Here is a 22,686-nt window from a genome sequence, read left to right on the forward strand (position 1 = left end):
CACGGGTCCTGACAGGATTCGGGATGGGCAGTCGACTGGTCCCTGTATTGGTGGAGAGTGCAGTGTAACAGGATAACCGCCGCGGCACTTTTTATCAGATTTGCGACACGCACCGCAATTGGGGGCAAGTGTCGGACAGGCGCGGCCTTTTGCCCCTTTTTCTGGCGGGGCAGCTTGGATACACCCGCACTCACAGGAGAACAGGCTGATATGGACATCTGGGGTTTCGGGATCATCGCGGCAGCACTGGTTTTGGTGGTGTCCGCACTGCTGGCGGCGGCATTGCGGGCGGGTCGTATGCAGGCACGGTCGGCTGCATCTTACGACGTGCAGGTCTACCGCGACCAGCTGGCCGAGGTCGAGCGCGACCTGGCACGCGGCACCATCGCCCCCGAGGATGCAGCCCGTGTGCGCACGGAAGTCTCGCGCCGCATCCTGACCGCCGATGCTGACGCGCGCGCCCCCGCCCTGCGGGGCGGCGGACGCGGTGGCGTGGTGTTGGCCGCCGTGCTGACCGTGGCGCTGCTGGCGGGCAGTGGTGTGCTCTACTGGCAGCTTGGCGCGTTGGGCTATGGCGATCTGGCGCTGGAGACACGCATCGAGATGGCCGCAGAGCGCCGCGCCGACCGGCCCACCCAGGCACAGGCCGAGGCGGCGCAGCCGGGGCCGGGTACGAGCGAGGATGCGAATTCCGAATACGCCGCCCTGATCGACCAGCTGCGCGCCGCCGTGGCGCAGCGGCCCGACGATTTGCAAGGTCACGTGCTGCTGGCCCAGACCGAGGCGCGATTGGGCAACTTTGCCAAGGCTGCCGCCGCACAGGAGGTCGTGCTGCGGCTTAAGGGCGACGCCGCAGGGGTGGCCGATCTGACCACGCAGGCCGAATTGCTGATCTTTGCGGCAGGCGGCTATGTCTCGCCGCAGGCGGAGGATGCGCTGCGCCGAGCGCTGAACATCGACGACACCGACCCGTCGGCGCGGTTCTACTGGGGCGAGATGCTGATCCAGACTGGACGCCCCGACCTGGGCTTTCGCATCTGGGACGGGTTGCTGCGCGCAGGCCCCGAAGGCGCGCCGTGGATGGCGCCAATCCGTGCCCGCATGCCGGAGCTGGCGGAACTGGCGGGCGTGAACAACTACAGCATGCCGCAGCCCGACGCGCCGCGCGGCCCCAGCCAGCAGGACATCGAAAATGCCGCAGGCATGTCGCCGCAAGAGCGGATGCAGATGATCGAAGGCATGGTCGCGTCGCTGTCGGACCGTCTGGGAGCCGAGGGCGGCCCCGTGTCGGACTGGGCGCAGCTGATCACCGCGCTGGCGGTGCTGGGCCGGCAGGACGATGCGCGCGCGGTGCTGGACAATGCCCGCGCAACCTTCAACGATGATCCCACCGCACTGGACGTCCTGAGCCGTGCCGCAGAACAGGCAGTGCTGGAATGATCTTTGACGACGCCACGGAATTTCTGGCCGCCCTGCCCCCGATGCGGTCGCTGATCGGGCTGGACCTGGGCGACAAGACAATCGGCGTCGCAGTCTCGGACACGTTCCTGTCGGTGGCGACACCGCTGGAAACCGTGCGGCGGAAAAAGTTCGGGCTGGATGCCGCCCGCCTGCAGGAGATCATCGCGCACCGCACCGTGGGCGGCATCGTGCTGGGCCTGCCGCGCAACATGGACGGCTCGGAAGGACCGCGCTGTCAGTCGACCCGCGCCTTTGCCCGCAATTTCACCAAGCTGTGGGATGGCCCTGTAACCTTCTGGGACGAACGGCTGTCGACCGTTGCCGCCGAACGCGCGCTGCTTGAGGCGGATACGACACGCAAGCGTCGCTCCGAGGTGATCGACCACGTGGCGGCAGCCTATATCCTGCAGGGACTGCTGGATCGTCTGCGCGTGTTGCGCGCCCAAGGCTGAGGATAGACCGCAATGACCGACCCGCTCTGGACCCGAAACGAGATCGAAAGCCCCTGCGTGCGGATCTGCGTGGTCCACCCCGAAACACGCCTGTGCACCGGTTGCGCGCGGTCCATCGACGAGATCGGGCGCTGGTCGCGGATGAGCAGCGAAGAGCGCGCGGCGATCATGGCGGAACTGCCGGGGCGCGAGGTGGCCCCCAAGGGCCGTCGCGGTGGACGTGCCGCGCGGCTGAAGCGCTAGCAGCGCGCCCCGCCGGACTTGCAGCACCTATGCAACCCAGCTAGATACCACGTCGCGAGGACGACCTCCCGCCTTTCATTCAGCAAGGTGGCCAACATCCGGGACGGCCCGGCGATTGGAGGGAGAAGATCATGCGCACCACCCCGGACCGCCTGCGTCACGCGATCAGCTTTGAAATCATCGGCATCCTGCTGGTCGTGCCACTGGGGGCCGTGGGCTTTGGCATGGACGCGCGGCATATCGGTGTCATTGCCATCGCCGTCGCCACGCTGGCGACGCTGTGGAACTATGTCTACAACCTGCTGTTCGACCGTGCCCTGAAACGCTGGCGGGGCACCGTGCACAAGACCCTCGCCTTGCGGATCGTGCATGCGCTGATGTTCGAGCTTGGCCTGCTTGCGGTGACGCTTCCGATGATAGCGCTCTACCTGGGCATCGGGCTGTGGCAGGCGCTGGTGATGGATCTGGCCATCGTGGTGTTCTACCTGCTCTACGCCTTCGTGTTCAACTGGGCCTATGACCGGATCTTCAAGCTGCCGGATGACGCTTGAACGGGGAGGCCTGACCTGTGCAGGCCTCCCTGCCCGTCAGTACCCCATCGCGCGGCGCAGCATGTTGAGCGCGACCAGCACCAGGAACACCGCGAACACCCGTTTCAGCGGCTGGGGGTCCATCGCATGCGCCAGCTTCACGCCCCAAGGGGCCGTGATCAGCGTCATCGCGATGATGATGCCGAAGGCCACCAGATTGACCGCGCCGATGGTCAGCGGCGGCACAGGCATCGTCATGTCAACCAGCAGGAACCCGATCACCGAGGGCACCGCGATCAGCACGCCAAAGCCTGCCGCCGTCGCCACCGCGCGGTGGATCGGTGTGTTGTAAAGGCTCATCAGCGGCACGCCGAAGCTGCCCCCGCCGATGCCCATCAGCACTGACATGAAGCCGACCAGCGGCGACAGGACCCAGCGGCGCGGACCTTTGGGCATCGCCTGCCCCAGCCGCCAGTGCGACCGGCCGAAGCCCATGTAAAGACCCACGATCAGCGCCAGCACGCCGAAGATCAGCTGCAGGGTGCCCGAGCGCAGTTGCGCCACCAGCAACATGCCCAGGACCGCGCCGATCACGATGCCCGGCGCCCAGCCGCGCAGGATGGTCCAGTCGACCGCGCCCTTCTTGTTGTGGCTCAGCACCGAGCGCACCGAGGTCACGATGATGGTCGCCAGCGACGTCGCCAGACACATCTGCATCAACTGCGGCCCGTCATAGCCAAGCGTCTGAAACGCATAGAAAAACGCAGGCACCAGAACGATGCCGCCGCCCACACCCAGAAGACCCGCCAGAACGCCCGCAAAGGCTCCGATGATCATCAGCATGATCAGCATCTGCAACAAAAGCATTGTGTCCGGCATGTGGTAATTCCTTGGTCTCTGTGTGTTCGCGCACATCTAGACCGCAGGTGGCGCGCAGTCACAAGGTGAAAGCCCCGCTTGGCATTCGGAATGTGCAGGCGTAAGCCGGTGCCGCGACGCAGCAAGGCCGCCGCACCCCTTTTTCAGGAACGGAGAACCCCATGTTGCGCATCGCATTGGTCCTTGGACTGCTGGTCATGATCGGCCCCTTTGCTATTGATATGTATCTGCCCGCGATGCCCAACATCGCAGCCGAGTTCGGCGTGGACGAGCCTGCGGTGCAGATGACGCTGACCTCGTATTTCCTCGCCCTGGGCGTGGCGCAGCTGGTCTATGGTCCGCTGTCGGACCAGACGGGGCGCCGCCTGCCGGTCTTCATGGGTCTGGGCGTTTTCTTTGTCGGCTCGGTCGGCGCGACACTGGCCGGATCGGTCGAGGCGCTGGCCGGATGGCGTGCCGTTCAAGGCTTGGGCGGTGCCGCCCTGATGGTGATGCCGCGCGCCATCGTGCGCGACCTGCACACTGGCAACGAAGCCACACGCCTGATGGCGATGATCATGCTGGTAATGTCGGTCTCGCCGATGCTGGCGCCGCTGGCGGGCAGTTTCGTGATCGCGCTGGGGTCTTGGCGCACGGTCTTTGCGGTGCTGGCAGGTGCTGCCCTGCTGGCGGCGCTGGTCATGGGCCTGACCCTGGGCGAGACCCTGCCGCCCGAGAAACGCACCCCGGTGCGGGTGAAATCGCTGCTGCACAACGCAGGTATCCTGTTCCGCGACCGGGGCTTCATGGGGCTCACCCTCATTGGCGGCTTTGGCATGGCCAGCTTTTTCGTCTTCATCGCCTCGGCCCCCTTTGTCTATGTGCAGGAGTTCGGCCTGACGCCGACGCAGTTCTCGCTGGCCTTCGCGGTCAATGCCATCGGCTTTTTCTCGTCCTCGCAGATGGCGGCCCCTCTGGGTGAGCGTCTGGGGATGCGCCCGCTGGTGCGGATCGGTGTGACCGGCTTTACCATCTGCGTGCTGCTATTGTTGCTGGTCGTGGCGGCAGGCTTCGAGACCTTGCCGGTGGTGATTGTCGGCCTGTTCTGCGCCAACGCCTGTCTGGGCGTGGTGATCCCGACCACGATGGTGCTGGCGCTCGATGCCCACGGCGAACGCGCGGGGCTTGCCTCGTCGCTGGGGGGCACGTTGCAGATGATGGCGGGCGGGCTGATGATCGCGGCGACGGGGCCGTTCTTTGACGGGACCGTGCTGCCAATGCTGGCGGCGATCGCGATCTGCGGCGTGGCAGCGATGGGCTTTACGCTCTTTACCCTGCCGCGCCGGGTGCTTGCGTAAGCCTCAGGCGCTCTGCGTCTCGGGGCCGTCGGTGATGTGGGTCAGCGCCTGTTCGACCAGCGCTGGCCCCGCGTCGGGCCGGTGCGCCCCTTCGGACAGCGCGCGCCGCCAGCCGCGCGCGCCGGGACGCCCCGCAAACAGCCCCAGCATGTGTCGCGTGACCTGGTGCAGACGCCCGCCCTGCGACAGATGCGCCTCGATATAAGGCAGCATGGCAGCGACGGCCCCCTCGGCGGTGGTGTCGTTCTCGGCGCCAAATATCCGCCGATCCGCCGCGCAGAGGATATCGGCAGGCTGGTGGTAAGCTGCGCGGCCCACCATCACACCGTCAAGACCGCCCTCAAGGAACGCAACCGCCTGATCCAGCGTGGTAATCCCGCCGTTGACCGAGATGTGCAGATTGGGAAACAGCCCCTTCATCTGTCGGACCAGATCGTAGTCGAGCGGCGGAATATCCCGGTTTTCCTTGGGGCTGAGCCCTTGCAACCAAGCCTTACGCGCGTGGATCGACACCCGTTCGACACCGGCACCGACCATGCGCGACAGGAACTCTGGCAGCACCTCCTGCGGGTTCTGCTCGTCCACGCCGATGCGGCATTTCACCGTCACCTCGACGTCGACCGCCTCCTGCATCGCACGGACGCAGTCGGCAACCAACGCGGGCTGGCGCATCAGCACCGCCCCGAACGTGCCCGACTGCACGCGGTCCGAAGGGCAGCCGACGTTCAGGTTGATCTCGTCATAGCCCGCCGCCGCCCCGATCCGCGCCGCCTGCGCCAACTCTGCAGGATCGGACCCGCCCAGTTGCAGCGCCACGGGGTGTTCGTCGGGATGGTGGTCCAGCAAATGCAGCGCGCCCCCGCGCACAAGCGCGGGCGAGGTGACCATCTCGGTATAGAGCAACGTGTTGCGCGACAGCAGCCGGTGCAGGTAGCGGCAATGGCGGTCGGTCCAATCCATCATCGGTGCCACGGACAGGCGCGCGGCGCGGGCCACGTCTGATTTGCGGGGGGGTGACGGGTTATCCAACTGGGTCATCTGTCCGGTTTCCTGAGTCGCCAGCCCCTTTGCCCCGGTTTGCGTCCCGAGTGCAACCTTTCGCACCATTTGTCGCAGGGATTGGCGATGCGGCCGGTCAGTCCCAGCGGCTGAGGGCACCCGGATCATCGCGGCTTGCTTCGCGGGCGGTGCGCTGGATGCTGCCGGGTGTTTCGGAGAAGCGTGGCGTGACGTTCGATTGCCAGACCTCGTCGATCTGAACGAAAGTTTCGCGCGCGGCGAGGCCTGGATCACGACGGGCCTCGTCGGGGGTCAGTATGGCGGTCACGCAGCCGTCCGTGCCGTCAAAGAGCTGGTCCCAATGCTCTTTGGGTTGGCTTGCGAAAATCTGGCTGAAGCGGGCCACGCGGGCGGCCTCGTCTTTGGGATCGTCGTTCTGGAACAGCGGATCATCGGCGAGGTTCAACCGTTCAAGCAGGATGCGGCGAAAGGCAGGCTCGATTGCGCCCACGGCCACCGCACCGCCCTCGGCGCAAGCGTAGGTGCGATAGTAATAGCGCCCGCCATCCAGCACGTTGCCGCCCGCGCCCGCGTTGTGCGCGCCCATCGCCGAAAGTGCCGTCAGCAGCGTATAGAGGCTGGCTGAGCCGTCGACGATGTTGGCATCGACCACCTGCCCCCGCCCGCCTGCGCGCGCGCAAAGCACCGCCGACAACAGCCCGATCACCGCCATCAGTGCGCCGCTGGCCATATCGCCGACCAGCGGCGGCAAACCCACGGGCGGTTTGCCATCCCGGCCAAACAGCGACAGCGCGCCGGATTTGGCGATATAGTTCAGATCGTGACCCGCTTGCCGCGCCATCGGACCGTCCTGCCCCCAGCCGGTCACACGCACAAATGCAAGCTTGGGGTTGCGCGTCAGACAGTCCTGCGGGCCCAGACCCAGCGCCTCCATCGCGCCGGGGCGATAGCCTTCGATCACGGCATCCGCCTTGTCGATCAGACCGCGCACTGCCGCGCGGCCTGCGTCCGATTTCAGATCGACCTGCACCACCGGGCGCGAGCGGTAGAAAACCGACGCCGCGTCCATCGCGCTGAAATCCAGATCGGGGTCCAGCGCCGGATAGCCGCCGGGCCGGTCGATGCGGATGATGTCGGCCCCCATGTCCGCCAACAGCATCGCGGCATAGGGCACGGGGCCAATGCCCGTCATCTCGACGATGCGCACGCCTGTCAGCGGGCCGGTTGGGTCAGACATATCCGTGCTCCATCAATGGTTTGGCGGGGGCGTTTCCAGTCAGCCCGCCAGTGACGGCAGCCATAGCACGATGCCGGGGAAGGCCACCAGCAGCGCGATGGTCACCGCATCCGCCATGAAGAAGGGTGTGACACCCTTGAACACGTCCTGCACGGTCAGATCATCGCGCACACCCGCCACCACGAAGCAATTAAGGCCGATGGGCGGCGTGATCAGGCAGAACTCGGCCATCTTCACCACCAGGATGCCGAACCAGATCGCGCACATCGGACCCGACATGCCGAACGCGCTGTCGGCAGCCGAGACCATTTCGCCCCCGTTCAGCGCCATCACGGCAGGATAGACCACCGGCAGCGTCAACAGCAGCATCCCGATCGCGTCCATGAACATGCCCAAAACCGCATAGGCCAGCAGGATGCAGATCAGGATCAGCATCGGCGCCATCTCCAACGAGGTGATCCAGTCGGAAAACGCCGAAGGCAGTTCGGCAAAGCCCAGGAAACGCACATAGATCAGCACGCCCCAGATGATGGTGAAGATCATCACCGTCAGCTTGGCAGTCTCGATCAACGCCTCTTTCAGCTGGCTCAGCCGCATGCCGCGATAGAGCGCCATCAGGAACACGATGAACGCGCCCACGGCACCGCCTTCGGTCGGGGTGCCCCAGGCATCGCCAAAGGGGTTGTAGACGAAGAAGATGATGATCACGACCACGGCCACAATGGGCAGCGCGGGTGGCAGCGCCGCAAAGCGTTCGCGCCAGGTGAAGCCGGTCACGGGCGGGCCGACGTTCTTGAACACCACCGCGATGCCGATGATCAGCATGGCATAGACCACGGCCGAGAATGCACCGGGCACAAAGCCCGCCAGCAGCAGCTTGCCCACGTCCTGTTCCACGATGATCGCATAGATCACCAGAATCGCCGAGGGCGGGATCAGCGAGGCAAGCGTGCCGCCAGCGGCGACGACACCTGCGGCGAACTGCTTGTTATATCCGACTTTCAGCATCTCGGGGATGGCGATGCGGGCAAAGACCGCAGCCGTGGCGACCGACGCGCCCGATACGGCGGCAAAGCCTGCGGTGGCAAAGACGGTCGAGACGGCCAAGCCTCCCGGCACCCATGCGACCCAGCGTTTCGCGGCCTCGAACAAGGCCGTGGTCAGCCGCGCGTAGAAGGCCAGATAGCCGATCAGAATGAATGTCGGGATCAGGCTGAGCGCCTGCGACGACACCTTGGAATGGGGCACCTGCCCTGCGATCTTGACGCTGATTTCCAGCGCCTTGCCGATGCGGGCAGGATCGTAGTCGAAACCGTTCCAACGCAGCCAGAACAGCCCGGCGAAGCCCGCCAGACCTGCGGCGAAGGCCACGCGCATGCCCAGAACGACCATCACCAGCATGCCTGCGGTGGTCCACAGGCCAATTGTAATCGGGTCCATCAGTCGTCTCCCAGCGCGTCGGCTTCAATCTTGGCCTGCTCGGCCACGGTCAGGATCAGCGGCACCGCCACCGGGTTTTCCAGCCCCAGCACCAGCGCGCGGGCGTACCCCCAGGCCTGCAGCACCAGCCGCAGGGCCAGCACCGAAAACGCCATCGGCACGATCAGCTTGCTGGGCCAGATCGGAATGCCGATGTCGATGGAACTGTCACGGCTGCACAGGGGACGCGCGCAATCGAACGAGCGGTCGAAGTGGGCCCAGCTGCCCCAGATCAGCGCGATGATCAGCACAAGGATCAGCAGAATCGAGATCAGCTCGAACAGCCACTTGGCCCGGCCCGAAAGCGCGCCCACCAGCATGTCCATGCGGATGTGCCCGCCGGTGCGCTGCACATAGGACACGCCCATGATCGCGATCAGCGGCATTGCAGCTTCGATATAATCGACATAGCCCATCAGCGGGCTGCCGAAAAACTTGCGCCCCATCACCGACCACACGGCCAGGAACATCAGCGAAAACACCGCGATGCCGCTGATCAGCGCAAAGAACCATTCGACGGGCACCAAAGCCCGGTCCAGCCTGCTGAGCACACTGTTGTCTTCCAGAACCGATGACGTTCCTGCCATGTCTATCCCCCTTGTTGGTATCCACGTCTGCGGTGTTCAGTCCCGATTGCGACGCTGTCTGGCCCGAAGGCTGAAAAGCCACCGCAAGACGCGCTGCGGTGGCTTGACGGTTTCGGTCGGGGGCCGCTGCCCTTGGCGCGGCCCTCTGATCGGCTTAGCTGCCCGAGGCCTTGGCGTCGGCCAGCGTCTGCTCGACCAGATCGTAAAGCTCCTGACCCGGCAGGCCCTGGCTTTCCATGTCCGCGATCCACGCGCTGCGGATCGGACCGGCTGCGGTCTCGCGGAATGCGGCGATTGCGTCTTCGCTCAGCATCACCTTCTCGACCTCTTTCTCTGCCAGAACCTCATCCCAGCGCTTGAGCAACTCGCCATAGTTGGCAAGGTAGTGGTCAATTGCCTCGGGCACCGAGCTGTCCAGCGCTTCACGCTCGGAATCCGACAGGGATTCGTAGGCGTCAATGTTCACCACGATAGGGCAGTTCACCGTGCCGGGGTTCAGGTTGGCGGTCCACCAGTCGGCCTGGTTGATCGTACCGAAGCTGAGGTGCGCGTGCTGGGCAAAGGCCACGGTGTCGACGACACCTGATTCCATCGCCTGATAGGCTTCAGCCGAGGTCACGGAGGTAGGCACAGCACCGACCAGTTCGAACGCTTCGCCGATGCCGCCCGTTGCACGCACGCGCATGCCGTCGAATTCGGCCAGCTCGTCACGGGGCGTGCCGGTGCCGACGATGTTGTACTGCGGCATGGGCGAGGTCATCAGCAGCTTGGCATTCCACTGCGCCATTTCATCGACGGCGGCGGGGTGGGCATAGACCGCATTCGACACCGCAACCTCTTGCTGCAGGTTCTCGACGCCCAGGAACGGCAGTTCCAGCACGGTGATCACGCGGTTCTTGTCGGGGTGATAGCCCGCGCAGAACTGCGCCATCTCGAACGCACCGATGCTGATGCCGTCAAGGTTTTCGCGGTTCTTGGACAGACCACCGTAGCTGATGTTCATGGTGAATTCGCCGTCTGTCTTTTCCGACACCAGTTCGGCCAGCTTTTCGACGTGTTCGGTAAATGCGCGGCGTTTGCCCCAGACACTTACGTTCCATTCGGTCGCGGCAGCCTCGAGTGCAAAGGTGCATGTCAGCGCGCCTGCAACGGCGCCCAGCGTAAATTTGTTCATGATACTCTCCCTTATGCGCGTCTAAGATGACACGCTTGAGGACAGGCTAACCCGCGATTGCCCCTTTTGCCAAGACCCAGTGACCCCTCAACCTTTTTCGCAACAGGGGCATGCGACATAATCTTGCGTGATTCTGGCTTTTGGCGGCAGGTGCGGCCATCGGGCACGGTGATCGCGGGCACCCCGGCGGTCCCGTGTTGTCGGTTGGCACGCAACCCGGTCGCGCCCTGCCATGCGCGTTTGACAGGCAATCGCCCGAAAACAGGGGAAAAATGCCGATTGGCCCGCTCAGATTTACAAGATGTTAACGGCACCGGAAAAACATTTACAGCGAAAGCGTTATATTACCGTAAGTTATTCCCTTCTTTTCACTTCACGGTATGATCACGATCACATCAGGGAGGATGGACCAGCAGGGCGCGTATCGACGTGACCGCCCCCTTCCCTTGATCGTTCAAGACCGCAAGGGAGGAAGCCACCGATGTCGAAAACCTACGCCCCGCCGGCCGATATGGCGGCAAACGCGCATGTCACCGAAGCCGACTATGACAAGATGTATGCCGCATCCATCGCCGATCCGACGAAGTTCTGGGGCGATCACGGCAAGCGTATCGACTGGATCAAACCCTACACTCGGGTCAAGGATGTCTCCTATGAGTTCGGCAACGTGTCGATCAAATGGTTCGACGACGGCACCCTGAACGTCGCCGCCAATTGCATCGACCGGCATCTGGCCGCGCGTGGCGACCAGACCGCGATAATCTGGGAACCCGACAGCCCGGACGACGAGGCGCTGCACATCAGCTACCGCGACCTGCACAAGGCCACCAGCAAGATGGCCAACGTCCTGAAAGGTCTGGGCGTCGAAAAAGGCGACCGAGTCGTCATCTACATGCCGATGATCCCCGAGGCCGCCTATGCCATGCTGGCCTGCGCGCGGATCGGAGCCATTCATTCCATCGTCTTCGCCGGTTTCTCCCCCGACGCCCTGTCAGCGCGCGTGAACGGCTGCGGCGCCAAGGTGGTGATCACTGCCGACGAGGCCCCGCGCGGCGGGCGCAACACGCCGCTGAAGACCAACGCCGACAAGGCATTGGCCCATTGCGACGACAGCGTTCAGGCCCTGGTGGTCCGGCGCACGGGCGCGGATGTGCCGTGGAGCGACCGCGATCACGACTATAACGCGCTGGCCGCGACCGCCTCGGACGACTGCCCGCCTGCGGAAGTCAACGCCGAAGACCCGCTGTTCATTCTCTATACCTCAGGCTCGACCGGCCAGCCCAAGGGCGTGGTCCACACCACAGGTGGTTATCTGGTCTATGCGGCGATGACGCATCAGATCACCTTCGACTACCACGACAAGGATGTGTATTGGTGCACCGCCGACGTGGGCTGGGTCACGGGCCACAGCTATATCGTCTATGGCCCGCTGGCCAACGGCGCCACAACGCTGATGTTCGAAGGGGTGCCGACCTATCCCGACGCCAGCCGCTTTTGGCAGATCTGCGAAAAGCACAAAGTGGCGCAGTTCTACACCGCGCCCACCGCGATCCGCGCGCTGATGGGCCAAGGCGACGACTTCGTGAAGAAGGCCGACCTGAGCAGCCTCAAGCTGCTGGGCACCGTGGGCGAGCCGATCAACCCCGAGGCGTGGAACTGGTACAACGACGTGGTCGGCGGCGGGCGCTGCCCCATCGTCGACACCTGGTGGCAGACCGAAACCGGCGGCCACCTGATGACCCCCCTGCCCGGCGCGCACGCGACCAAGCCGGGTGCGGCGCAAAAGCCGTTCTTCGGCATTGAGCCCGTCGTGCTGGACCCCACCGACGGATCGGTCGTCGAAGGCAACGGCGTCGAGGGCGTCCTGTGCATCCGCGACAGCTGGCCCGGCCAGATGCGCACCGTCTGGGGCGATCACGAGCGGTTCGAGCAGACCTATTTCAGCGACTTCAAGGGCTACTATTTCACCGGTGACGGCTGCCGGCGCGACGCAGACGGCGATTACTGGATCACGGGCCGGGTCGACGACGTGATCAACGTCTCGGGGCACCGCATGGGCACCGCCGAGGTCGAAAGCGCGCTGGTCGCCCACCCCAAGGTCGCGGAAGCTGCGGTCGTGGGATATCCGCATGATATCAAGGGACAAGGCATCTATTGCTACGTCACGCTGATGAGCGGCGATGAGCCATCGGAAGAGTTGCGCAAGGAGCTGCGCACCTGGGTCCGCACCGAGATCGGGCCCATCGCCTCGCCGGATCTGATCCAGTGGGCACCGGGCCTGCCCAAGACACGCTCGGGCAAGATCATGCGCCGCATCCTGCGCAAGATCGCCGAGGATGATTACGGCGCTCTGGGTGATATCTCGACGCTGGCCGATCCGTCCGTTGTCGATGACCTGATCGCCAACCGCATGAACAAGGGTTGAGACCGATGACCGAGACCAAGACCGACGGGGCCACGCTGGCCCCTCCCGTGCTGATCCTGCTGGGCCCTCCGGGGGCGGGCAAGGGCACGCAGGCGCGCATGCTGCAAAAGCGCTATGGGCTGGTGCAGCTGAGCACCGGCGATCTGCTGCGCGCCGCCGTGGCCGAAGGGTCGGAAGCCGGCAAGGCCGCCGACAAGGTGATGAAATCGGGCGGTCTGGTCAGTGACGACATCGTCATCGCCATCCTGCGCGACCGACTGGCCGCCCCCGACACCGCCAAGGGCGTAATCCTCGACGGGTTCCCGCGCACCACGGTGCAGGCCGAGGCGCTGGACGACTTGCTGGCAGAAAGCGGCCAGCAAATCGACGCGGCCATCAGCCTCGAGGTTGACGACGAGGCGATGGTGCACCGCATCGCGGGGCGCTATGCCTGTGCGGCCTGCGGCGAGGGCTATCACGACAGCTTCAAACAGCCCCAGGTCGAGGGGGTCTGCGACGTCTGTGGCGCCAGCAACATGAAGCGGCGCGCCGACGACAATGCCGAAACCGTGGCCGAACGGCTGGCGGCCTATCACAGGCAGACCGCACCGCTGATCACCTACTACGAGAAACGCGGCGCGCTGCAACGGATCGACGCGATGGGCCCGATCGACGAGATCGCCACGACCGTCAGCCGCGCGGTGTCGAAAGCCACCAAAGGCTGAGCGCACCCCATGAAAGTGCCCCGCTGTCGGTGCGGCAGCGGGCTTTGGCCGCGCGATCATCGCCCGTTCGGATATGGACACCACCGGCGGAACATGGCACCCGTTCAAGAATGAGCGCAAACGATCAGATATTCGCCCCCGGCCCCGACACCGACGTGGCCTTGCGCCACGCCTTTGGCCGCTTTGGTACCGGCGTGACCGTTATCACCACACGGTCCGAGATAGGGCCGCTGGGGTTCACCGCCAATTCGTTTTCGTCGGTCTCGCTGAACCCTGCGCTGGTGCTTTGGTCGCTGGCCAACGCGTCGCGCCGCCATGACGCCTTTGCCAAGGCCGCGCACTACAGCATCCACGTGCTGACCGACAAACAGGCGGATATGGCGCTGCATTTCGCGACCAAGGGCGATGGCTTTGACGTGTACCCGCATGAGACCGACGCGCACGGCGTGCCGCTGTTGCGCGACTGCCTGGCACGGTTCGATTGCACCCACTATGCCGCCCACCCGGCGGGCGATCACAGCATCATCGTGGGCCGCGTCACGCAGGTGGCACTGGGCGAAGGGGCAGGCCTTGCCTTTGACCAGGGGCTTTACGGGCGCTTCAAGGCATTTTGACCCGCACATTCTGAAACGCGAAATGGCGCGGTTTCCCGCGCCATTTGCTGTCGTTTCGATGCTGATATCAGCTGATCACTTCCAACCGACCTGATCAAAGATCTTCTGCGCGGCAGGCACGTTTCCGGCAACTGCAGACAGATCGACATCATCGGGTTTGAACATGCCCAAAGCTGCGACCGAGGGGCTTAGGCCCACACCGGGAACTGCCGGATATTCGTCATTGCCGGCCGAGAAATACTGCTGCGCGCTGTCCGACGCCAGATACTCCAGGAAAGCCACCGCATTGTCGCGGTTGGGCGCATGGGCCGCGACGCCGCCGCCCGACAGGTTCATGTGCGCGCCTTCGGCGTTCTGCGAGGGGAACACCCAGCCGATGTTTTCCAGCGCTTCGTCTTCGAGGCCGGACACTTCGGTGCGCAGCGCGCGGGCGAAGTAATAGGTGTTGGAGACCGCGATATCGCATTCGCCAGACACCAGACCGCGCAACTGGTCGGTGTCACCGCCCTGCGGGTCGCGCGCAAAGTTGTCGGTGACGCCCTGCGCCCAAGCGGTCGCATCTTCTTCGCCAAAGTTCTCGATCATCGCGGCCAGCAGCGTCTGCGAATAGGCGTTGGTCGACGAGCGGTGGCACACCTGGCCCTCGTAGGCAGGATCGGCCAGATCAAGATAGGTCTGCGGCGGGTTGGTCGCTTCGGTCTTGTCGTAGAAGATGATCCGCGCGCGCTGCGAAAAGCCGAACCATTGGTTGTCAGCATCCTGCAGGTAGGCCGGAATGCGCTGTTCCAGAACGTCGCTGTCCACCGCTTGCAGAACGCCCGCGTCCTTGGCCCGTTGCAGACGCGAGGTGTCAACCGTCAGCAGCACGTCGGCGGGCGAGTTCTCGCCCTCGGCCTGCATCCGCGCGATCAGCTCGTCGGCATTGCCTTCGATGCGGTTGATGGTGATGCCCGTGGCGTCGGTGAAATCGGAATAAAGCCGCTCGTCAGTGTCGTAATGGCGCGAGGAATAAAGGTTCAACTCGCCTTCGGCAAAGGCCGGAACGGCCAGCACGGTCGCGAAGGCCAGGGTGAAAGGATGTGCAAAACGCATGGGGTCTCTCCTGTTACAAATCAATTCTGATTAAAACAGTCAATTACTGAAAACCCCCTGCCCGTCAACCCGATTGCGAAAAAAATGAGCAAACCCGGAACGGGTTTCTCTCGGCCTCTGCCATCCATGATTTTGCTTTTCCCGCGCAGCATGGCCAAGATATCAGTGGCTTGCGCGCCTGTAGCGCATCCCGGCCATTCTACGGGTTGAATTTTGTGCCCGTTAGCGCTAACAAAGCCGTACATCATAGCCAAACGCTCCATATCCGCGAAGGGAACGCCGCACATGGCCCTCAATCCCAATATCCATCCCAAGATCCAGGACGTTACAGCCCGCATCATCAAACGCTCGGCAGACAGCCGCGCGCAATACCTTGATCGGATGCGCAGCGCCGCCGAAGACGGCCCGCGCCGTGCGCACCTGACCTGCGGCAATCAGGCCCATGCCTTTGCCGCGATGGGTGCCGAAAAGGGCGCGCTGGTCGAGGGGATCAGCCCCAACATCGGCATCGTCACCGCCTATAACGACATGCTGTCGGCGCACCAGCCGTTCCAGCGTTTTCCCGATCTGATCAAGCAGACCGCACTGGCCAACGGTGGCACCGCACAGGTGGCAGGCGGCGTGCCCGCGATGTGCGACGGCGTGACCCAAGGGCAGACCGGCATGGAGCTGTCGCTGTTCTCGCGCGATGTGATCGCATTGGCGGCGGGCGTGGCCCTGTCGCACAACACCTTCGACAGCGCCGTTTATCTGGGCGTCTGCGACAAGATCGTGCCGGGGCTGATCATCGCGGCGGCCACCTTTGGCTATATCCCCTCGATCTTCCTGCCTGCGGGACCGATGCCCTCGGGCCTGCCGAACGAAGAGAAATCCAAGGTCCGCCAGCTGCACGCCTCGGGCGAAGTGGGCCGCGACAAGCTGATGGAGGCCGAGATGGCATCCTACCACGGACCGGGCACCTGCACCTTTTACGGCACTGCCAACTCGAACCAGATGCTGATGGAGTTCATGGGCCTGCACCTGCCCGGTGCGTCCTTTGTGAACCCCGACACCGACCTGCGCGACGCGCTGACCCATGCAGGCGCCAAGCGCGCGCTGGAGATCACCAACCTGGGGAATGACTACCGCCCGGTCTGCGATATTCTGGACGAACGGACATTCGTGAACGGTCTGGTGGGGCTGATGGCGACAGGTGGATCGACCAACCTGGTGATCCACATCATCGCGATGGCCCGCGCGGCGGGTGTGCAGCTTGACCTGCAGGACCTGTCGGACATCTCGGACGCGACACCGCTGATGGCACGGGTCTATCCCAACGGGCTGGCCGACATTAACCATTTCCACGCGGCGGGCGGTCTGACCTATATGATCGGCGAGCTGCTGGATGCAGGTCTGCTGCACCCCGACACGGTGACGGTGATGGGCGACGGGCTGCAAAGTTATACGCAAGAGCCCAAGCTGATCGACGGCGAAGTGCGCTGGCAGGACGCGCCCCGCCAAAGCCAGAACGAGCGTATCCTGCGCCCCGCCAGCAATCCGTTCGCCCCCAAGGGCGGGCTGCAACAGTTAACCGGCAACCTCGGGCGCGGGGTGATCAAGATTTCCGCCGTCGCGGACGAGCACCAACTGGTCGAGGCCCCTGCCCGCGTCTTTCACGATCAGGAAGAGGTCAAGGCCGCGTTCAAGGCGGGCACCCTGACCGAAGACTGCGTGATCGTGGTCCGCTTTCAGGGCCCCAAGGCCAACGGCATGCCCGAACTGCACGCGCTGAACCCGCTTATGGCGGTGATGCAGGGACGCGGGCAAAAGGTGGCGCTGGTCACCGATGGCCGCATGTCCGGTGCCTCGGGCAAGACCCCTGCCGCGATCCACGTCAGCCCCGAAGCACTGGATGGCGGCCTGATCGCCAAAGTGCGCGACGGCGACATGATCCGGCTGGACGCCAAGGCCGGAACACTGCACGTTCTGACCGACGGAGTAGAGGACCGCGCGCCCGCCGTTGCCGACCTGAGCGGCAACACCAACGGCATCGGCCGCGAACTTTTCGCAATGTTCCGCGCCAATGTGGGCGGGGCCGACACCGGCGCTGCCGTGGTCGTATAAGACTGAACAGGAGACAGATGATGACACCCCAAGACGCCAGCGCCGCCGCCTTGCGCATTGCACAGATGGCCCCGATCATTCCGGTTCTGGTGGTCGACGACGCCAGCCGCGCAGCCCCCCTTGCCCGCGCGCTGGTGGCGGGCGGGCTGCCCGCACTCGAGGTGACATTGCGCACCCCCGCCGCCCTGGACGTGATCCGCGAGATGGCAGGCGTGGAGGGCGGCATCGTCGGGGCCGGCACGTTGCTTACCCCCAAGGACGTACAGGACGCCAAAGACGCAGGCGCGCAATTCGGCGTCTCGCCGGGTGCGACCGACCGGCTGCTGGATGCCTGCGAAGAAGCGGGCCTGCCCCTGCTGCCGGGTGCCGCGACCGCCTCCGAGGCGATGCGGTTGCTGGAACGCGGCTATACGATGCTGAAGTTCTTTCCCGCCGAAGCCTCGGGCGGTGCCGCCGCGATCAAGGCCATCGGCGCCCCGATCCCGCAGGTGATGTTCTGCCCCACCGGCGGCGTCAGCCCCGCAAATGCCGCCGACTACCTGAGCCTTCCAAACGTGATCTGCGCAGGCGGCTCATGGGTCGCCCCGGCGGACATGGTGCTCTCGGGTGATTGGGACGGCATCACGTCACTGGCCCGCGCGGCAGCGCAGCTGGAGCGTTGAGGTCGGCGCAGGTTGATTGGCATCGGCGTTCACATCTGAGCGAGGATTGCCGGAGACGGTGCCTGAACTTACGGCAGCGAACGGCAGGTATGAGCCGATTGTGTCTAGAAGACTTAGTGCATTCTAAGCGCCCTTTTGGTTACTTGGCCCATGGTCTTCGATACGTCGCTGCAACTCACGCTCCGGCTTGTGCGGACGCACTGCAATTAGTCTTTTGGCCTCGAATTTTGGGCCATTTTTGGCATCGATTTCAAATACACAGCTCAATTGTGAAGATGATTGAGGCTCAACCGTTATCACCGCACGATCCACCCATGCGTCGGTGAGCTTTCGGGCTCTCAAATGCCGCTGGAAGGCGAACCGATAATAGCCAAGCGTCTGTTCAAAAACACTTTCCTCGCTCTTTTCGCGCGTCAAATGAAACTGGAGCCGCTCTTTTTGCGTCGTCTGTAGGAACGCCTGAAACTTTCCCAAGGCCCAATAGCCATCAATATCGTTGTATCGACTTACGAAGCTGTCCAGCAGATCATTGCATATGCCTTTAAGTTCTTTTCGCCGCCCCATGCTTAGCTCCGATATCTGGGAAATTACGAAAGCTCCATCGGCTCGCGCCCCGGCGTTCTCAATCGCAGGGATTGTGCGTACAAGGTTTCGTTAGCTATGGCAACTTTGTCCCGCACAGCCGACCTTCGTTAACCGCCAACCACATTCCGATATACCATTACGCGCAGAGCAATATTGAATGGTGGTGGCCCTGGTTACCAAGATCCCACCACAGCCCCCCCTCAGGGCGCGATCAGCGTGACACCCGGCATCCGCTGGATGCGCGCCATGTCCTCGTCGTAGACCTCGGTCAGTTCTTCGACCAGATCGTCGGTCCAGCCAGGCATGTCCAGCTCTTCCTCGATCTCGCCGGGCAATGCGTATTTGTCCAGAAACGCCGCGATCACCCGCCGCTTTTGCATCTCGGTCATCACCGGATGGCTTTTGAGATAGGCCTCCAGCCGCAGCATCCCCTCGTCCGACATGATGTCCGCCAGCACGTCAAAGCCGCCGATCACCGGTTCGTTGTGCTCCAGCCCGGCCATCTCGCGCAGCACCTCGGTCCAGATCAGCGGCGTGTCCTCGTTGCACCAAACGGTGATGTTGACGTTCGGCGCAGCCGCGCGAACCTCGGCCAGCATGTCCGACCACCGCACATCCGCAGGGTCGACGCCGCCCAGGAACCCGTCGACCGTCTGATGCGGAGACGCGCCGAACACCGCAGGCAGAAACGCCGCCGGATTGCGCAGGGCGGTGAACATCTCGATCTCGTCATGGGGGAACAGCTGGCTGATCTGCACCATCCGCTCGGTCGCATTGGGATAAAGCCGCCCGTGCCGCACAGAGGCGCGCGGCGCGCCGAACAGATGCGAATGGCTCAGAATGATGCGGTCGGGCGTTTCCGCATCCAGAATCGCATCCAGCAACACATCGCGCGCGCCCTCGGCGGGCTGATTGTCCTGCATCGCCGAGAATGTTTCGCGCAAAAGCTTGCGATACCGCGACGGCCCCGGAACCGAGACCCCCTTGGCGGCAAAGTCCTCCTTGTTGCGCAGCAGGCACTTTACCAGCCGCTCTTCCTCGGTGAAATGTGCGCCTGTGTGAAAAACAATCTGCATCTGTGGGTGCCGGGTCCTGTCACGATCTGGATATGGCTTTGTTATATCTGAATTGTCGCGCGGGAAAACCTGCAAAGGCAATCTCGACTTTCTGTGCATTTTGATCTTGCGCGTTGTGTAACGGCACAGTAAACGAGCGCCCGAGTGCCCCTATAGCTCAGCTGGTAGAGCAACTGATTTGTAATCAGTAGGTCCGCGGTTCGAGTCCGTGTGGGGGCACCATTTTCTTTTGAAGATCAGCATCTTGCGAATGCGCCTACAGCGCGCGATCCGAGGCTGTCCGAGTCGGACGGTGCCACGCACACCGCGCATGCGGCAGTCTTTTATCGATCATGTCGGGACCAGCAGTCGTCGTCCGGGACACGCGGCCCAAGGACGGGCTTGAAAACAGGCAGGGCAACCGTCCGCGCCCTGCCCTGATGGCGTCAGGACATGCCCAGCGCTTCTTTGTACATCTCCAGAACCGCTTCTTCTTCGGCGATGTCATCGGGTTCGCGTTTGCGCAGGGCGATGACCTTGCGGATCACCTTGGTATCATAACCGCGTCCCTTGGCCTCGGCCATCACCTCTTTTTGCTGCTCGGCGAGGTCTTTTTTCTCGGCGTCCAGACGTTCGATCCTCTCGATGAACTGGCGCAGTTCGTCTGCGGTCACGCGGTAGCTGTCAAGATTGGTGGCGGTGTCGGTCATGAGAGAGGCATCCTTGAGTGGGGGGCAAATTCCCGGCTTTTCCGGGGTCAATTCGGGCCGGTTCGGTTCGGTCTGGCAAACCCAACCGATACAAGCCAGCCCTGCGCGCTGCAAGACCACTTTGACGCGCGGCCTTCACACCACGTCGCATTCGCGCCTTGATCGGCGGCGGCACAGGGTCTAAGCCTCGACTACTTTGGTTCGGCGGGGCGACTCGCCGTTAAAGGGAACACGGTGCGGGGAGCCATCCTTAAATCCGTGACTGCCCCCGCAACTGTAAGCGGTGAGCGCGGCCGTCATATGCCACTAGGGTCAACCGACCCCGGGAAGGCGCGGCCGGGCATCGACCCGCAAGTCAGGAGACCTGCCAGAGGGATCACCCGGATACACGCGCGGGGTGCGCATGTGTCGGCGGCCTGACCGCTTTGGTGGCGTTTCACCGGCGGAAGGCGCATGTGCCCTTTCCCATATTGACGACCAAAGGACCGGAAACAACCGGCCCGTCCGCAAAGGGACATGATATAATATGAAACATCTGCTTGCTTCGGCATCCGTATTGGCATTGGCGACAGTTCCGCACACCGCCTTGGCGCAGGACGACGCCTTTGACCTTGGCACGATAACCGTGTCGGCCAGCCAGACGCCGGTCGAGACCGCGCGCACTGGCACCGTGGTCGAGGTCGTCGAAAAGGAAGAGATCGAGAACAGCAGCAGTTTCACGGTCGACGACACGCTGGACACGTTGCCGGGCATTTCGCTTTCGGGCAACGGCGGTCTGGGCGCGTCGTCTACACTGCGCATCCGGGGCCTGTCGAACCGCTACATCCCCGTCTATATCGACGGCATCGACATGACCGACCCGGCCAGCACGCAGACCTCGTACAACTTCGGCGGGCTGACCACGGCGGGCATCGGCCGGATCGAAGTGCTGAAGGGCTCGCAATCGGCGCTCTATGGCTCGGAGGCGATCGGCGGCGTGATCAACATCACCACCGCACGCGCCACCGAGATGGGCACGCAACTGCGCTATGCCTTCGAGGCGGGCAGCTATGACACCTATGCCGCCACCTTCGGCATTGCCACCAAATCCGAGCGCGGCGAACTGGCGTTCACCTTCAGCCACATCGACACAAACGGGTTCTCTGCCGCCGAAGAAGACGCAGGCAACCCAGAGGCAGACGGCTATCGCGGCACGACGCTGTTCCTGACGGGCGCCTATGACGCCACGGACACGGTTACCTTAGGCTTTGCGCTGAACTATCTGGACAGCGAGACCGATCAGGACGGTTTCCGGGTCGACGATCTGACCGCGCAGGAATTCTCGACCCGGCTGGGCGCGCGGGTCTATGCCGAGATCGCAGGCGACGCCATCGACCACACCGTGGCGCTGAACTACTCCACGACCGAGCGGGAATATCCCGTGGGCTTCAACCAGAACTTCAAGGGCGAGCGGACCGAGGCCACTTACAAGGGCATCACGCAGGTCGGCGCGGTCGAACTGGCGTTCGGCGCAGGCTATTCCCAAGAGGAATTCGCGGTCGACACGATCAGTGGGACCTACGAAATCGCGTCGATCTTCGGCGAAGCGCAATATGCAGCCTCCGAAGACGTCGACGTCAGCTTTGCGTTGCGCCACGACGATCACTCGACCTTCGGCGGGTTCACCACGGGCCGTCTGGCGGCCAACTGGCGCGTGACAACTGACACGACCCTCCGCGCGGCCATCGGCACCGGCTTTCGCGCGCCGTCACTCTACGAGCTGTTCCACCCCGTCTATGGCAACCCCACGCTTGAGCAAGAGGAAAGCCGCAGCGCCGAGATCGGCGTCGAACACCGCCTGGCCATGGGCGCCGAGATCAAGGCAACGGCGTTCTACACCGAGATCGACAACCTGATCCAGTTCTCGGGCGGCGGCTACAACCAGGTGCCCGGCACATCGACGTCGCAGGGCGTGGAACTGGCAGGCCGTGTGGCATTGGCGGCGGGCACCGATCTGTTCGGCTCCTACACCTATACCGATGCCGAGGACGCGAACGGCAACCAGCTGATCCGCGTGCCAGAGCATGATTTCGTGCTGGGCGTCGAGGCGGACCTGACCGACAGGCTGTCGGGCCAACTGGTGCTGAACCATGTCGCGGGCCGCGCCGATGACGGCGGCAGTGCCATGGCGGATTACACAGTGGTCAATGTCTCGGCGACCTATGATTTCAGCGACACCACCCAAGGGTACATGCGGCTTGAAAACCTGACCAACGAAGAATACCAGACTTCGTTCGGCTACGGCACATCGGACCGCGCAGTCTATTTCGGCGTCCGTGCGTCGTTCTGATCTCATAA

21 protein-coding genes, 1 tRNA gene and 1 riboswitch are annotated in these 22,686 nt (G+C 63.7%); of the genes, 12 read left to right on the plus strand and 10 right to left on the minus strand.

Translation table 11 applies throughout. The features are described 5' to 3' along the window. Positions 1-210: 210 nt before the first annotated feature. The 4 genes from ccmI to NTA49_RS04235 all read left to right on the plus strand — a co-directional run bounded on the left by ccmI (position 211) and on the right by NTA49_RS04235 (position 2,707). Positions 211-1,440, plus strand: a complete 1,230-nt coding sequence (gene ccmI, locus NTA49_RS04220; protein WP_258293409.1) for a c-type cytochrome biogenesis protein CcmI — start codon at positions 211-213, stop codon at positions 1,438-1,440. Beyond that, positions 1,437-1,913, plus strand: coding sequence for a Holliday junction resolvase RuvX (ruvX, locus tag NTA49_RS04225; protein ID WP_258293410.1), 477 nt, complete (start codon positions 1,437-1,439; stop codon positions 1,911-1,913). Before ccmI ends, ruvX begins: the two co-directional genes overlap by 4 nt. 12 nt (positions 1,914-1,925) lie before the next feature. Further along, positions 1,926-2,156 carry a DUF1289 domain-containing protein gene (locus NTA49_RS04230; protein WP_258293411.1) on the plus strand — a complete coding sequence of 77 codons (231 nt, stop codon included), beginning with the start codon at positions 1,926-1,928 and terminating at the stop codon, positions 2,154-2,156. A 131-nt stretch (positions 2,157-2,287) separates the two neighbouring features. Further along, positions 2,288-2,707: a PACE efflux transporter gene (locus NTA49_RS04235; protein WP_258293412.1), complete on the plus strand. Its 420-nt coding sequence runs from the start codon at positions 2,288-2,290 to the stop codon at positions 2,705-2,707. A gap of 36 nt (positions 2,708-2,743) precedes the next feature. Here NTA49_RS04235 and NTA49_RS04240 read toward each other — a convergent pair whose 3' ends face one another. Further along, positions 2,744-3,565 (minus strand): sulfite exporter TauE/SafE family protein, encoded by an 822-nt coding sequence (locus NTA49_RS04240; protein WP_258293413.1) that lies wholly within the window; start codon positions 3,563-3,565, stop codon positions 2,744-2,746. Between the two features lie 161 nt (positions 3,566-3,726). Between NTA49_RS04240 and NTA49_RS04245 the strand changes: the two genes are divergently transcribed. Continuing rightward, entirely contained in the window at positions 3,727-4,902 is a 1,176-nt protein-coding gene (locus NTA49_RS04245; RefSeq protein WP_258293414.1) for a multidrug effflux MFS transporter, read from the plus strand. A gap of 3 nt (positions 4,903-4,905) precedes the next feature. Here NTA49_RS04245 and dusA read toward each other — a convergent pair whose 3' ends face one another. The 5 genes from dusA to NTA49_RS04270 all read right to left on the minus strand — a co-directional run bounded on the left by dusA (position 4,906) and on the right by NTA49_RS04270 (position 10,399). After that, the gene (gene dusA, locus NTA49_RS04250; RefSeq protein ID WP_261368124.1) at positions 4,906-5,940 is read right to left on the minus strand and encodes a tRNA dihydrouridine(20/20a) synthase DusA; all 1,035 of its coding nucleotides are present in this window, start codon (positions 5,938-5,940) and stop codon (positions 4,906-4,908) included. Positions 5,941-6,037: 97 nt separating this feature from the next. Beyond that, positions 6,038-7,159 carry a CaiB/BaiF CoA transferase family protein gene (locus NTA49_RS04255; protein WP_258293415.1) on the minus strand — a complete coding sequence of 374 codons (1,122 nt, stop codon included), beginning with the start codon at positions 7,157-7,159 and terminating at the stop codon, positions 6,038-6,040. Positions 7,160-7,198: 39 nt separating this feature from the next. Next, positions 7,199-8,599, minus strand: coding sequence for a TRAP transporter large permease (locus NTA49_RS04260; RefSeq protein ID WP_258293416.1), 1,401 nt, complete (start codon positions 8,597-8,599; stop codon positions 7,199-7,201). Next, positions 8,599-9,225, minus strand: a complete 627-nt coding sequence (locus NTA49_RS04265) for a TRAP transporter small permease subunit (protein ID WP_258293417.1) — start codon at positions 9,223-9,225, stop codon at positions 8,599-8,601. Before NTA49_RS04265 ends, NTA49_RS04260 begins: the two co-directional genes overlap by 1 nt. A 154-nt stretch (positions 9,226-9,379) precedes the next feature. Further along, the gene (locus tag NTA49_RS04270; protein WP_258293418.1) at positions 9,380-10,399 is read right to left on the minus strand and encodes a C4-dicarboxylate TRAP transporter substrate-binding protein; all 1,020 of its coding nucleotides are present in this window, start codon (positions 10,397-10,399) and stop codon (positions 9,380-9,382) included. A 481-nt stretch (positions 10,400-10,880) separates the two neighbouring features. Between NTA49_RS04270 and acs the strand changes: the two genes are divergently transcribed. The 3 genes from acs (at position 10,881) to NTA49_RS04285 (ending at position 14,142) form a co-directional block, all read left to right on the plus strand. Continuing rightward, on the plus strand, positions 10,881-12,824 hold the full coding sequence (acs, locus tag NTA49_RS04275; protein ID WP_258293419.1) for an acetate--CoA ligase: 1,944 nt from the start codon (positions 10,881-10,883) through the stop codon (positions 12,822-12,824). Between the two features lie 5 nt (positions 12,825-12,829). Then, positions 12,830-13,528: an adenylate kinase gene (locus tag NTA49_RS04280; RefSeq protein WP_258293420.1), complete on the plus strand. Its 699-nt coding sequence runs from the start codon at positions 12,830-12,832 to the stop codon at positions 13,526-13,528. Positions 13,529-13,638: 110 nt separating this feature from the next. After that, positions 13,639-14,142 (plus strand): flavin reductase family protein, encoded by a 504-nt coding sequence (locus NTA49_RS04285; protein WP_258293421.1) that lies wholly within the window; start codon positions 13,639-13,641, stop codon positions 14,140-14,142. Positions 14,143-14,217: 75 nt separating this feature from the next. Here NTA49_RS04285 and NTA49_RS04290 read toward each other — a convergent pair whose 3' ends face one another. Further along, on the minus strand, positions 14,218-15,234 hold the full coding sequence (locus tag NTA49_RS04290) for a Fe(3+) ABC transporter substrate-binding protein (protein WP_258293422.1): 1,017 nt from the start codon (positions 15,232-15,234) through the stop codon (positions 14,218-14,220). Between the two features lie 285 nt (positions 15,235-15,519). On the opposite strand from NTA49_RS04290, the gene edd reads away from it, so the two are divergent. Together edd and eda are read left to right on the plus strand one after the other, a co-directional pair. Continuing rightward, on the plus strand, positions 15,520-17,337 hold the full coding sequence (edd, locus tag NTA49_RS04295; RefSeq protein WP_258293423.1) for a phosphogluconate dehydratase: 1,818 nt from the start codon (positions 15,520-15,522) through the stop codon (positions 17,335-17,337). Positions 17,338-17,354: 17 nt separating this feature from the next. Beyond that, positions 17,355-17,999: a bifunctional 4-hydroxy-2-oxoglutarate aldolase/2-dehydro-3-deoxy-phosphogluconate aldolase gene (eda, locus tag NTA49_RS04300; protein WP_261368125.1), complete on the plus strand. Its 645-nt coding sequence runs from the start codon at positions 17,355-17,357 to the stop codon at positions 17,997-17,999. Positions 18,000-18,122: 123 nt separating this feature from the next. On the opposite strand, the gene NTA49_RS04305 is transcribed toward eda, so the two are convergent. Both NTA49_RS04305 and NTA49_RS04310 read right to left on the minus strand, forming a co-directional pair. Beyond that, the gene (locus NTA49_RS04305; RefSeq protein WP_258293425.1) at positions 18,123-18,563 is read right to left on the minus strand and encodes a hypothetical protein; all 441 of its coding nucleotides are present in this window, start codon (positions 18,561-18,563) and stop codon (positions 18,123-18,125) included. A 221-nt stretch (positions 18,564-18,784) separates the two neighbouring features. Then, entirely contained in the window at positions 18,785-19,660 is an 876-nt protein-coding gene (locus NTA49_RS04310; protein ID WP_258293426.1) for a hypothetical protein, read from the minus strand. 146 nt (positions 19,661-19,806) lie between these two features. On the opposite strand from NTA49_RS04310, the gene NTA49_RS04315 reads away from it, so the two are divergent. Continuing rightward, positions 19,807-19,882 (plus strand) — tRNA-Thr (locus NTA49_RS04315). A gap of 203 nt (positions 19,883-20,085) precedes the next feature. Here the strand turns inward: NTA49_RS04315 and NTA49_RS04320 are convergent. Continuing rightward, the gene (locus NTA49_RS04320; protein WP_258293427.1) at positions 20,086-20,349 is read right to left on the minus strand and encodes a DUF2312 domain-containing protein; all 264 of its coding nucleotides are present in this window, start codon (positions 20,347-20,349) and stop codon (positions 20,086-20,088) included. A 180-nt stretch (positions 20,350-20,529) separates the two neighbouring features. Next, a riboswitch (cobalamin riboswitch) is annotated at positions 20,530-20,735 on the plus strand. A gap of 140 nt (positions 20,736-20,875) precedes the next feature. Here NTA49_RS04320 and NTA49_RS04325 point away from each other — a divergent pair. Next, the gene (locus NTA49_RS04325; protein ID WP_258293428.1) at positions 20,876-22,678 is read left to right on the plus strand and encodes a TonB-dependent receptor plug domain-containing protein; all 1,803 of its coding nucleotides are present in this window, start codon (positions 20,876-20,878) and stop codon (positions 22,676-22,678) included. Positions 22,679-22,686: the final 8 nt, after the last annotated feature.

This window comes from Pseudosulfitobacter koreensis, assembly GCF_024733015.1.
In the GTDB taxonomy this organism is placed as follows: domain Bacteria; phylum Pseudomonadota; class Alphaproteobacteria; order Rhodobacterales; family Rhodobacteraceae; genus Pseudosulfitobacter; species Pseudosulfitobacter koreensis.